Source organism: Cyanobium sp. BA5m-10, from assembly GCF_024346255.1.
Lineage (GTDB): Bacteria > Cyanobacteriota > Cyanobacteriia > PCC-6307 > Cyanobiaceae > Cyanobium_A > Cyanobium_A usitatum.
In genome coordinates, this window is record NZ_JAGQCP010000032.1 from 19,049 (window position 1) to 30,094 (window position 11,046).

An 11,046-nucleotide genomic window follows, 5' to 3' on the forward strand; every position below is an offset into this window, starting at 1 on the left:
CCTTCGTCCATGGCCTCCTCGCTTGCCGCCCTGGTTCTGCTCAAGCTCTTGCTGGTGCTGGCCCTGCTGCTGGGCCTCACCCTGGTAGTGCTGGAGGTTCGCCATCGCCTGCGCCCCGCCTCGCCGCTGCGGCTGCGCGCTGAAGACTTCCGCGTCGAAGCCGGCAGCGATGGCCTCACCGTCTCCGGCATGGTGACGATCCACAACCCCCACCAACGCATGGAGGTGATGGTGCCGGAGATCGAGCTGCGGCCCACCTTGCTGGGTCGGGGCGACCTGGCAGGCGTCACGGTGTCGAGTCGGATCGAGGCGCTGCATCCGGATGAGGAATCCCGCCCTGATGGCTACTGGGCCGCCTACATAGTCAAGGGGCGCAAGAGCACCAGCGCCCGCATCCAGATCAGCCTGAACGGCGCCCCGGGCCAGTCCCTAGACCAGCTGCTCGACACCCTCTGGCTGGAAATTCTCTGGGTCAACTACGGCCCCTTCGGCCGCCTCCATCGCCGCGATGGCGTGCTGGTGCCGCTGCAGCAACCCACTCCAATCTCGCCGGAGGCAGCGCGCTGGCGCGACGGCGACCGCTGCCGCGTGCTGCCAGTTGGCACCCACCTGCTCGGCGTGCTCGACGATCCTGAAGCTGTGCTGCGCCGCTACGCCGGCGAGCTGATCCAGCCCGGCGATGTGCTCACCATCGGCGAAACCCCCCTGGCGGTGATGCAGGGTCGCTATCACCACCCGGCCACCGTTCAACCCAGCGCCCTGGCCCGGCTGCTCTGTCGTGGCTTCCACCCCACCAGCTCCCTGGCCACCGCCTGCGGCCTGCAGTCCTTGATCGATGTGGTCGGTCCGGCCCAGGTGCTGGGCGCCTGGCTGATTGGCCTGGCCCTGAAACTGTTGGGCAGTAAGGGCTGGTTTTATCGCCTTGCCGGCGACCAGGCTCGCCTGATCGACGACATCACCGGCACCACACCCCCCTACGACCAAACGATTGTGCTCGGGCCCCAACAGCCCGCCGCCTTCTGCGCCGCCATGGCCCGCTCCTTGAGCGTGGCCGTGGCGGTGGTAGATGTCAACGATCTGGGCCGGGTCAAGGTGCTGGCCTCCAGCCCCGGCTGCGATGAAGCCCTGCTGGAGCGGGCCCTGCGTCCCAACCCGGCTGGTAATGCCAACGAGCGCACCCCATTGGTGCTGGTGCGCCCCAGCTGAGCCCCAGCCCAGCCAAGCCGCAACCAACTCTGGCGCCGATACAGTTGGTCTACCCGGCTGACTGGTAACGCCCCCATGCTCGGGATCCTGCAGCCGCCCTCTGCCCTTCCAGCACCACCCGAGCCTCCGGGGCCTGATAGCTGGCGGCTCGAAACCCTGGCTGGCTGGCACCTACCCCTACTCACCGATCCCGCCTTTCTGCCCCTGCAACCGGTGCTGCAGCGGGCTGTGCTGCTGGGCCTGCCCGAGCGGCTTATGCAGGCGCTTCTGGCTAGGCCCTCGCTCGCGCCCCAGGTGCTGGTGGCTCTCAGCGGCCAGAAGCCGCTCGGGCTGATCATCTGCCGCCGGCTCAACCGCAGTGGCAGTTGCTGGCAGATGCAGCACCTGCGCCTGGCCCCGAGCGCCGCCCGCCATGAACTGGCCAGCACCTTGCTGCGAGCAGCAATCCAGCGGGCCCGGGGAGCGGCCAGCTGGATTGCTGCGGCCTCCACCCTCGATGACACCCGCCTGGCCATGCTGCGCGAGCAGGGCTTTCAGCCCTTGCGCAGCGACCGGCTCTGGTGTTGGCCTGGCGCCCCTGCCGGCGGCGGCCCTATCTCGGCCAGCAGCCCCGCACCGGCAGAGCTGCAGCTCACACCCCTCAACCGCCGCAGCGCCACCCTGCTTTGGCACCTGGAGCAGGCCGCCTGCCCGGCCCAATTGCGTCAGCTGCTGGATCGCCGCGTCGAAGATCTGCTCGACCAGAGCCACGGCCGTGGCTGGATGTTGGTGGATCCCAGCCGGGAGCAGGCGGTGGCAGCCGTGCGCTGGAGCGGCGAGCACCCAGGCGGCGGTCACGATGTGGAGCTGAGTGTCCATCCCGGCTGGGAACACCTGGTGGGCGCTGCCACCGAATTGCTGCTGCACCAGGCCCAAGCCGGCCTCGGCGCCGGCGAACCCCTCTGGCTGCGCTGTGACTTGCGCGACGAATCTCGCCAGCGCTGGCTGGCTGACCTGGGAGCTCAGGAGCAAGGCGAGCGGGTGCTGATGGCGCGCAGCGTCTGGCGGCGTCAAGGGCTGCAGGCCCCGGCACGGGCCGCCCAGCGAATCGATGCCTTGCTGGAGCAGTGGCAACCCCGCCGCCGCCCCCTGCCCACCCCAACGCCCCTGGCCCCGCCGTTGTGAGCGCGACGCGATCACGAAGCGCCCCGCAGCCCCGCTCAGTGCTGGCCCTCGACGTTGGGCGACGGCGCATCGGCCTGGCGGGCTGTGACCCCCTCGGCCTCACCGTTACCCCCCTGCGGGCCCTGGCTCGGGGCTCCTTCGCCAGCGACCTAGAGCATCTGAACACCCTGGTGCAGCAGCGGCGGGTGCTGGCCCTGGTGGTGGGCCTGCCGCTAGATGCGGCTGGGCAGCTCACCGCCCAGGCCCTGCACTGCCAGCGCTATGGCGAGCGCCTGGCCCGCCGGCTGCAGCTACCCCTGGCCTGGGTAAACGAGCATGCCAGCACCTGGGCCGCCGGCGAGCGCCACGGGCTTCACGGCGACCGCAGCGGTGCCCTCGACAGCGCCGCCGCGGCCCTGCTGCTCGAACAATGGCTGCAAGACGGCCCCGATCCGGTGCTCCCGGCGACCATCGAACGCTGCCAGACGGCCGACGCTGCAGCATCCTGAAGAGATCCAATTCCAGCCCATGAGTTCCGAACCCCCTTCCCAGTCCAGCTCGGAGATCCCCGCCGATGTGCCCACCGTGCTCGTGCACGACAGCCGCGGCCGCCAGCTGCTCTGCTTCCTCGAGCAGCTGATCCCCCTCGATGGCCACGACTACGTGCTGCTCACCCCGGTCGACACCCCTGTCTGCCTGTTCCGCCTCGACGGCGACGAAGACCCAGAACTGATCGACACCATCGATGCCACCGAGCCGATCCTGTCGGTTGCCGATGTGGTGCTGCAGGAGCACGACCTCACCCTGGTGCGCTCTGCCGTCACCCTCACCGTTAGCGGCGAACTGGACGAGCCCGAACCCGATGAGCTCGATGACGACGAAGACGCTGATGACGACTCCGAGACCTACGAGTTGCTGGTGAGCTTCCTCGTAGACGATCTGGAATACGGGTTGTACATCCCCCTAGATCCCTTCTTCGTGGTGGCCCGCATGAATGGCGACGGCGCCTTGCTCGTGGAAGGGGAGGAGTTTGAGCGGGTACAGCCCCGAATCGAGGCTGAATTGGAAGAGCGCGAGGGCGACGACTGATGCTGCGCCAGCTGCTGCGCCCTAACTGGCTGCGGGAGTGCACCCTGGCCGAGCTGCCCCTGCAGGAGCTGCTCGACCAACCGATCCGGGCCCTAGTGCTCGATGTCGATCGCACCTTGCTGCCCCGCCGCCAGGCGGAGCTGCCAGCCAGCGCCCTGCGCTGGCTGCAGCAGGCGCGGCAGCAGGTGCCTATCCACCTATTCAGCAACAACCCCTCCCGCCAGCGGATCGGAGCAGTGGCGGCCCAGCTCGACCTGCCCTACACAATTTCCGCCGGCAAACCACGCCGCAGCGCCCTGCGTCGGGTGCTGGCCGAGCTCAACCTGCCCCACCAGGAGGTCGCCCTGATCGGTGACCGACTGTTTACGGACGTAATCGCCGGCAACCGGCTTGGCTTGTTCACAGTGCTGGTGAAACCGATCGATCCCCAAGGCCACCCCTGCAAGCGGGATCGGCTCCAAAAACTGGAGCTGCGCCTGGCTAACTGGGTGGGCACCAGCCTGGGCTGATGGCAACCCCATCCCACTCCATGCGCCGAGTGATCAAGGTGGGCACCAGCCTGCTACGGGGCAGCGCCGGCCGTCCAACGGCAGTGGTGATCTCCGATCTGGCTGCCAGTCTCAGCCGCCAACGGCGCCAGGGCGAGACCATCGCCCTGGTTACCAGTGGGGCCGTGGGTCTGGGCTGCGAAGCCCTTGGCCTGGGGCAGCGCCCCAGCGAAGTGGTGGCCCTCCAGGCCGCCGCCGCCGTGGGCCAGGGCCGGCTGATGGCCCTCTACCAAGACGCTTTCGCCGTGCGTGGGCTGGCGGTAGCCCAGGTGCTGCTGACCCGCGGCGATCTGGCCTCCCGCCGCCGCTACCAGAACGCCTGCCGCACCCTCGAGCAGCTGCTTGCCTGGGGAGTGGTGCCGGTGGTCAACGAAAACGACACCCTGGCCACCGACGAACTGCGCTTCGGCGACAACGACACCCTCTCGGCCCTGGTGGCAGTGGCGATAGGCGCCGATGAGCTGGTGCTGCTCACCGACGTGGACAGTCTTTATTCAGGCGACCCCCGCAGCGATGCCGAGGCCCGGCCGATCGAGGAGGTGGCCAGCCTGGCCGAGCTCGACAGCCTGCAATCGGTGGCCAGCGGTGGAGGGCAGTGGGGCACTGGCGGCATGACCACCAAACTCACTGCAGCCCGCATCGCCACCTCCAGCGGCATCCGGGTGCGCCTGGCTGACGGCCGTGACCCCGCCGTGCTCGATGCCCTACTGGCCGGCGAGCGGGTCGGCACCCTGTTCCAGCCCAGCCCCACCCCCCTTCCCGACCGCAAGGGCTGGCTGGCCCACGCGCTCCTGCCCAAGGGCAGCCTGCAGCTAGATGCCGGCGCCGAGAGGGCCCTAACCCAGCAGGGAGCATCCCTGCTGGCCGTGGGAGTGCAAGCGGTGGTTGGCGATTTCGAGCGCCGCGAGGCGGTGCGCCTGCTGGCCAGTGATGGGCGCGAACTGGGCCGGGGTCTGGCCAGCCTTAGCAGCACGGAGCTGCGAGAGCTGATGGGCAGCTCCGGCGTTGAGGTGGTGCACCGCGACCAGCTGGTGCTCACCAGCTGTTAAGGCCGGACCTACGATTCGCCCCGCTTCTCTTCCCTGGCATGCGCTTCAGCGAACTGCTCAGCCAGCTCAGCGAAGTTACGGATGCCAGCCTGCGGCATCTCGCTGACGACCCCGAGCTACACGGGGCGGCAGCCCTAGATCAGGCCCAGGCTGATCAGCTCACTTTTCTGGAACCAGGCAACGCCCTAGCTGCTGCCCTGGCCGGCAGCAACGCCGGAGCCATCCTGCTGCCAGCCCGCGGCGACGAGGCCGCAGCCCTGCAGCAGCTGGCCCAGGAGCGGGGCCTGGCCTGGATCGCCCTTGCTGATCCACGCCTGGCATTTGCCGAGGCCCTCGCTGCTCTCCACCCCCGCCGCCAGCCCGCCGCTGGCATCCACCCCAGTGCAGTGGTCGATCCAAGCGCGGTAGTTGGCATGGGATCCCACCTAGGCCCCCTGGTCGTGATCGGCGCCAACGTGCAGATCGGCGCCAGCTGCGTAATCCACCCCCAGGTGGTTCTCTACGAAGACGTGCAGATCGGTGACGACTGCGAGCTGCACGCCGGTGCCGTTCTGCACCCCGGCAGCCGCCTGGGCCGGGGCTGCGTCGTGCACTCCAATGCCGTGGTGGGCAGCGAGGGCTTTGGCTTCGTACCCACCGCCAATGGCTGGCGCAAGATGCCCCAGACCGGCCAGGTAGTTCTGGAGGAGGGGGTTGAGGTGGGTTGCGGCAGCACCATCGACCGACCCTCAGTAGGTGAAACCCGCATCGGCGCCGGCACCAAGATCGACAACCTGGTGCATATCGGCCATGGCGTCAGCACCGGCAAGGGCTGCGCCCTGGCGGCCCAGGTGGGCATCGCCGGCGGGGCCCGCCTCGGCAATGGCGTGATTTTGGCGGGCCAGGTGGGGCTGGCAAACAAGGCCGTGATGGGCGACCGAGCCATCGCCAGCTCCAAATCCGGGGTGCATGGCGAGGTGGCAGCCGGCGAGGTAGTGAGCGGCTATCCGGCCATCTCCAACCGCCTCTGGCTGCGCAGCTCAGCCATATTTAACAAGCTGCCTGAGCTAGCCAAAGCCCTGCGGCAGCTGGAGAAGCAGGCCAAGCCCTAGCCTCGCCGGCGGCGCCCCACCCCCCAATGACGACCAGCTACCGGATCACCCTGCTTCCCGGCGACGGCATCGGCCCGGAAATCATGGCGGTAGCCCGCCAGCTGCTGGATGAGGTCAGCAGCAGCCATGGCTTCAGCCTCGTCTACGACGTGCATCCCATGGGCGGCGTTGCCATTGACGCCACCGGCGAGCCCCTGCCCATCAGCACCCTCGAGGCCTGCAAGTCCGCCGATGCGGTGCTGCTCGCCGCCATCGGCTCGCCCCAATACGACAGCCTGCCCCGGGAGCAGCGCCCTGAATCGGGCCTGCTGGGGCTGAGATCAGCTCTGGGCCTGTTCGCCAACCTGCGGCCGGTGAAGATCATCCCGGCCCTGATCGATGCCTCCACCCTCAAGCGCGAGGTGATCGAAGGGGTGGATCTGATGGTGGTGCGCGAGCTAACCGGCGGCGTGTATTTCGGCACCCCCAAGGGACGCGTCGAGGCTGAGGGTCGGGTGCGGGCCTTCAACACCATGGCCTACTTCGACGACGAGATCGAGCGCATCGCCAAGGTGGCATTCGAGTTGGCCGTGGCCAGGAGCGGCCGGCTTTGCAGCGTGGACAAGGCCAACGTGCTCGATGTGAGCCAGCTCTGGCGCGACCAGGTCACCGCCATGGCGGCCGACTACCCGGCGGTGGAACTCAGCCATATGTACGTTGATAACGCCGCAATGCAGCTGGTGCGCAATCCCCGCCAATTCGACGTGCTGCTCACCAGCAACCTCTTCGGCGATATCCTCAGTGATGAGGCAGCCATGTTGAGCGGCTCGATCGGCATGCTGCCCTCCGCCTCCCTGGGGTCCAGCGGGCCTGGCCTGTTTGAGCCGATCCATGGCTCCGCCCCCGACATCGCCCGCCAGGACAAGGCAAACCCGATGGCAATGGTGCTCAGCGCCGCCATGATGCTGCGGGTCGGCCTGCAGCAAGACGCCGCTGCCACCGCCCTAGAAACCGCCGTCGACCGGGTGCTGGCCGCTGGCTACCGCACCGGCGACCTGATGAGCGAGGGCTGCACCCAGCTGGGCTGCCGCGCCATGGGAGAGCAGCTGCTAGCTGCCCTGGCGGGGTAGGCGCCGGCGACCTGCCAAACTCGCGGTCAGTTTCGTTGATTCCTGCGCATGTCGAAGCGTCACCCGGTTGTTTCTGTCACCGGTTCCTCCGGCGCAGGCACCAGCACTGTCAAACGCGCCTTCGAGCACATTTTTAAGCGCGAAGGAATCACACCTGCAGTGGTGGAGGGCGACAGCTACCACCGCTACGAGCGTGGGCCGATGAAGGAAGCCATGGCTACCGCCTTGGCCAATGGTGAAAACTTCTCCCACTTCGGCCCCGAAGCAAACCTGTTTGAGAAGCTCGAGGAGCTGTTCAAGGCCTACGGCGAAACCGGCAGTGGCCAGAAGCGCTACTACCTGCACTCCGTTGAAGAGGCCGCCGAGCACAACGCCCGGCTTGGCACCAACCTGGATCCCGGCCAGTTCACTCCCTGGGAAGCCATCCCCAACGGCACCGACCTGCTTTTCTACGAAGGTCTGCACGGTGGCGTCAAGGGCGAGGGTTACGACGTAGCCGGATTGGCTGATCTACTCGTTGGCGTGGTGCCGGTCGTGAACTTGGAGTGGATCCAGAAGATCGCTCGTGACAACAAGGAGCGCGGCTATCCGGCCGAGGCCACAGTGGACACGATCCTGCGCCGCATGCCGGATTACATCAACCACATCTGCCCCCAGTTCAGCCTCACCGATATCAACTTCCAGCGGGTTTCCACGGTGGACACCTCCAACCCCTTCATGATCCGGGAGATCCCCACGCCGGATGAATCCTTCGTGATCATCCACTTCCGCAAGGGGGCCCGCGAAAAGTGGGGCATCGACTTTGCCTACCTACTCGACATGATCCACGACTCGTTCATGTCGAGCCCCACCTCGATCGTGGTAGATGGCGGCAAAATGGGCTTCGCCATGGAGCTGATCCTTACGCCGATCATCCATCGCATGATCGAAGAGAAGAAGAAGCTGTCCTGATTGCAATGGCAACCCCTATTCTGGGGTTGCCATTGGTTTTGGTGAGGCCGATCTCCTTCGCCACACCCACGAAGAATCCTTCCCCGTCGTTTTTGATTCCGGGGGCTGCCAAAACCAAGGCCGCAAAATCATTGCGTCTCGACCAGATCAACAGCAGCCTGGTGATTCAGGCTGCTCGCCGCATTTTGTTTCAGTCTTTGGAGCTCGGCAACGCCGGCCACGAACCCTCCGGCGTGGTTCTCAATGGCAAGCAAATATTGCAGGGCAGGATTGTTTTCGACCAGCCGGTGCTGCTGCCCGATGAGCAATTTGTGCCCATTGATTTGATCCGTGGCGGCCTGGCACGGAGCGGTGCAGCCAGGCTGCGTCTACCCCGCAAACCGTCCTCTCCCCCTCTCGCCTGAGGCCCGTTTGAGCGCCCTTGCTCCGCTGCTTGCCAGCTCCCCAGCCGTGCCCGTTGTGGTGGCGCTACTTGGTGCCTGCGTAGGCAGCTTTCTCAATGTGGTGGCCTGGCGCCTGCCTCGGGAGGAATCGATCGTGCTGCCACCCAGCCACTGCCCCCGTTGCGGCAGCCGGCTGCGCTGGTTTGAGAATGTGCCCCTACTGGGCTGGTTGCTGTTGCGGGGACGCTGTGGCCACTGCGGTGCTCCGATCTCCTGCCGCTACCCCCTGGTGGAGCTGCTTAGCGCCGGGCTCTGGGTAGCGGCCCTGCTGGCCCAGCCGAGCGCCATGGGCAGCCAGCCCCAGCCCTGGCTGCTGGTAGCCGCAGGCTGGCTGCTGTTGAGCTGGCTGCTGCCTCTGGTGTTGATCGATCTCGATCGCCTCTGGTTGCCCGAACCCCTGTGCCGAATTGGCCTGTTACTAGGCCTGGCGGTGACAGCAGTGATCGGCTTCCAGCAAGGTGACGAAATCGGCCGAGAGCTGCTGTTTCACCATCTGGTGGCCGCTGGAGTTGGCCTGGTTGGCTTTGAAACGGTCAGTGCCTTGGCCCACAAGGCAATCGGCCGTCCAGCCCTGGGCCTGGGAGACGCCAAACTAGCTGCCCTGCTGGGGGCTTGGCTTGGTCTCACCGGGCTTGGCATCACCGTGATCCTGGCCGTGTTTGCTGGGGCGGTGCTGGGCAGCATCGGCCGGCTCAGCGGCCTGCTGGGCAAGCACCAGCCCTTTCCCTTTGGCCCCTTCCTTGCAGCTGGAGGAGCCGCCGTGTGGCTACTCGGCAACGACCTATGGCTGACCGTGCTGGGGCTGGTGTGGTGAAGCGCCTTAAATAGGTTGAGCTGTTGGTAAACGCCGCATGTCGCTGTTCGACTGGTTTGCGGATCGCCAGAAAAATGCCCCAACCGTGCGGGTCACCCAGGAGCCGGAGGAGGGCGATGGGCTCTGGAGCAAGTGCCCGGAATGCAGTTTGGTGGTGTATCGCAAAGACCTGGTGGCTAACGCCAGCGTTTGCAAGGGATGTGGCCACCACAACCGCATCGACAGCCCTGAGCGCATCGCCCTGATCGCCGACCCGGGCAGCTTCGAGCCCATGGATACCGGGCTCTCGCCCACCGACCCCCTCGCCTTCAAGGACCGGCGTAGCTACGCCGATCGCATCCGCGATAGCCAGCAGAGCACGGGCCTGCGCGACGCCGTGGTTACCGGTATCTGCCGCACCAGTGGCTTACCCCTGGCCCTCGGAGTGATGGATTTCCGCTTCATGGGCGGGTCGATGGGTTCGGTGGTGGGAGAGAAGCTCACCCGCCTGATCGAAACCGCCACCGCCCGGCGCATACCGGTGCTGATTGTCTGCGCCTCCGGTGGTGCCCGCATGCAGGAGGGGATGTTGAGCTTGATGCAGATGGCCAAGATCTCCGGCGCCCTGGAGCGGCACCGCCAGGCAGAGCTGCTTTACCTGCCCCTGCTCACCTACCCCACCACAGGGGGTGTAACTGCCAGCTTCGCCATGTTGGGCGACTTAATCCTGGCCGAGCCCAAGGCCCTGATCGGCTTCGCCGGCCGCCGGGTGATCGAGCAGACCCTGCGCGAAAAGCTGCCCGAGGGCTTCCAAACCGCCGAATACCTGCGCGACCACGGCTTCGTTGACGCGATCGTGGATCGCACTGAATTCAAGGCAACCCTGGCCAGCCTGCTCACCATGCACGGCTGCCGTGAAGCGGTGGCGGCATGAGCGGCCTGCGCCGGGCAGCCCACTCCCTGCTGCTGATGTTGCTGGTCGTGGGGATCCTGGCCGCCACGCCTGGAAGGGCCCTGGCTGGCCCGGTCGACTGGCATGAGGTGGCCAGCACCAGCGAGGGACGCCAATGGTGGGACGGTGGCAGCCTGCGCACCAGCCGCGGCGGCAATATTTCGGTGCTGACACGCTTCCAAAAACCTGTCAGCGAGGAGCAACCCAGGCCCCTCGCCGATCTCTACGTGATGGAAATCGACTGCGGCCAGGAGCTGTTCCGCGACACATCTATCAACGGCCTACCCCAGTTCCGAGCTGAATGGCAGCCGGCATCGGGAGACAACCTGATCAGCAGCGTGATCGGCGAAGTTTGTGCCACCGCAGCCGAGGGCCTCTCATGAGCGCTCCCCCGCTGAAGGTCGCCATTGCTGGCCTGGGCTTTGGCGAGGCCGTGCACCTACCGGCATTGCGCGCCTGCCCCGGCACCGAGCCGGTGGCCCTCTGGCACCCGCGCCCCGAGCGACTGGAAGCCGCCTGCCGCAGCGCCGAACTGCCTGGCCACAGCGACTTCGATGGGCTGCTGGCCAATCCGGCCGTCGAGGCGATCGTGATCGCCACCCCGCCGGGGCCGCGTTTTGATCTAGCCAGGCGCGCCCTGGAAGCGGGCAAGCACCTGCTGCTGGAGAAGCC

Annotated in this window: 14 protein-coding genes; all 14 read left to right on the forward strand. The window is 66.8% G+C overall.

The genetic code is table 11. From position 1 onward, the window contains the following. The first annotated feature begins 9 nt into the window (after positions 1 to 9). Positions 10 to 1,206: a F420-0:Gamma-glutamyl ligase gene (locus tag KBY85_RS11140; RefSeq protein ID WP_254961579.1), complete on the forward strand. Its 1,197-nt coding sequence runs from the start codon at positions 10 to 12 to the stop codon at positions 1,204 to 1,206. A 75-nt stretch (positions 1,207 to 1,281) separates the two neighbouring features. Further along, entirely contained in the window at positions 1,282 to 2,370 is a 1,089-nt protein-coding gene (locus KBY85_RS11145; protein ID WP_254961580.1) for a GNAT family N-acetyltransferase, read from the forward strand. Then, entirely contained in the window at positions 2,367 to 2,858 is a 492-nt protein-coding gene (gene ruvX, locus KBY85_RS11150) for a Holliday junction resolvase RuvX (protein ID WP_254942299.1), read from the forward strand. Before KBY85_RS11145 ends, ruvX begins: the two co-directional genes overlap by 4 nt. A 19-nt stretch (positions 2,859 to 2,877) precedes the next feature. Continuing rightward, positions 2,878 to 3,438 (forward strand): DUF3727 domain-containing protein, encoded by a 561-nt coding sequence (locus tag KBY85_RS11155; protein ID WP_106501587.1) that lies wholly within the window; start codon positions 2,878 to 2,880, stop codon positions 3,436 to 3,438. Further along, positions 3,438 to 3,947: a YqeG family HAD IIIA-type phosphatase gene (locus KBY85_RS11160; RefSeq protein WP_254961581.1), complete on the forward strand. Its 510-nt coding sequence runs from the start codon at positions 3,438 to 3,440 to the stop codon at positions 3,945 to 3,947. Before KBY85_RS11155 ends, KBY85_RS11160 begins: the two co-directional genes overlap by 1 nt. Continuing rightward, a complete protein-coding gene (gene proB / locus KBY85_RS11165; RefSeq protein WP_254961585.1) occupies positions 3,947 to 5,035 on the forward strand; it encodes a glutamate 5-kinase in 1,089 nt (362 codons plus the stop codon). Before KBY85_RS11160 ends, proB begins: the two co-directional genes overlap by 1 nt. A 38-nt stretch (positions 5,036 to 5,073) precedes the next feature. Next, positions 5,074 to 6,126, forward strand: a complete 1,053-nt coding sequence (lpxD, locus tag KBY85_RS11170; RefSeq protein WP_254961586.1) for a UDP-3-O-(3-hydroxymyristoyl)glucosamine N-acyltransferase — start codon at positions 5,074 to 5,076, stop codon at positions 6,124 to 6,126. A 26-nt stretch (positions 6,127 to 6,152) separates the two neighbouring features. Further along, entirely contained in the window at positions 6,153 to 7,235 is a 1,083-nt protein-coding gene (gene leuB, locus KBY85_RS11175; protein WP_254961587.1) for a 3-isopropylmalate dehydrogenase, read from the forward strand. Positions 7,236 to 7,283: 48 nt separating this feature from the next. Continuing rightward, a complete protein-coding gene (locus KBY85_RS11180) occupies positions 7,284 to 8,186 on the forward strand; it encodes a phosphoribulokinase (RefSeq protein ID WP_254961589.1) in 903 nt (300 codons plus the stop codon). A 5-nt stretch (positions 8,187 to 8,191) separates the two neighbouring features. Beyond that, positions 8,192 to 8,590, forward strand: coding sequence for a hypothetical protein (locus KBY85_RS11185; RefSeq protein WP_254961590.1), 399 nt, complete (start codon positions 8,192 to 8,194; stop codon positions 8,588 to 8,590). A gap of 7 nt (positions 8,591 to 8,597) precedes the next feature. Next, positions 8,598 to 9,443 (forward strand): A24 family peptidase, encoded by an 846-nt coding sequence (locus tag KBY85_RS11190; RefSeq protein WP_254961591.1) that lies wholly within the window; start codon positions 8,598 to 8,600, stop codon positions 9,441 to 9,443. Between the two features lie 37 nt (positions 9,444 to 9,480). Then, complete coding sequence (gene accD / locus KBY85_RS11195; protein WP_254961592.1) at positions 9,481 to 10,356, forward strand: acetyl-CoA carboxylase, carboxyltransferase subunit beta; 876 nt, start codon at positions 9,481 to 9,483, stop codon at positions 10,354 to 10,356. Then, the gene (locus KBY85_RS11200; RefSeq protein WP_254961593.1) at positions 10,353 to 10,757 is read left to right on the forward strand and encodes a hypothetical protein; all 405 of its coding nucleotides are present in this window, start codon (positions 10,353 to 10,355) and stop codon (positions 10,755 to 10,757) included. The genes accD and KBY85_RS11200 overlap by 4 nt, the downstream gene beginning before the upstream one ends. Further along, on the forward strand, positions 10,754 to 11,046 hold a 293-nt coding region (locus tag KBY85_RS11205; RefSeq protein ID WP_254961594.1), incomplete at its 3' end, for a Gfo/Idh/MocA family protein. The genes KBY85_RS11200 and KBY85_RS11205, both read left to right, overlap by 4 nt.

Bases quoted from the DNA above. Each gene is read 5' to 3' on its own strand.
- KBY85_RS11140 (WP_254961579.1), top strand. From the start codon at position 10: ATGGCCTCCTCGCTTGCCGCCCTGGTTCTGCTCAAGCTCTTGCTGGTG.
- KBY85_RS11145 (WP_254961580.1), top strand. From the start codon at position 1,282: ATGCTCGGGATCCTGCAGCCGCCCTCTGCCCTTCCAGCACCACCCGAG.
- KBY85_RS11155 (WP_106501587.1), top strand. From the start codon at position 2,878: ATGAGTTCCGAACCCCCTTCCCAGTCCAGCTCGGAGATCCCCGCCGAT.
- KBY85_RS11160 (WP_254961581.1), top strand. From the start codon at position 3,438: ATGCTGCGCCAGCTGCTGCGCCCTAACTGGCTGCGGGAGTGCACCCTG.
- proB (WP_254961585.1), top strand. From the start codon at position 3,947: ATGGCAACCCCATCCCACTCCATGCGCCGAGTGATCAAGGTGGGCACC.
- lpxD (WP_254961586.1), top strand. From the start codon at position 5,074: ATGCGCTTCAGCGAACTGCTCAGCCAGCTCAGCGAAGTTACGGATGCC.
- leuB (WP_254961587.1), top strand. From the start codon at position 6,153: ATGACGACCAGCTACCGGATCACCCTGCTTCCCGGCGACGGCATCGGC.
- KBY85_RS11180 (WP_254961589.1), top strand. From the start codon at position 7,284: ATGTCGAAGCGTCACCCGGTTGTTTCTGTCACCGGTTCCTCCGGCGCA.
- KBY85_RS11185 (WP_254961590.1), top strand. From the start codon at position 8,192: ATGGCAACCCCTATTCTGGGGTTGCCATTGGTTTTGGTGAGGCCGATC.
- accD (WP_254961592.1), top strand. From the start codon at position 9,481: ATGTCGCTGTTCGACTGGTTTGCGGATCGCCAGAAAAATGCCCCAACC.
- KBY85_RS11200 (WP_254961593.1), top strand. From the start codon at position 10,353: ATGAGCGGCCTGCGCCGGGCAGCCCACTCCCTGCTGCTGATGTTGCTG.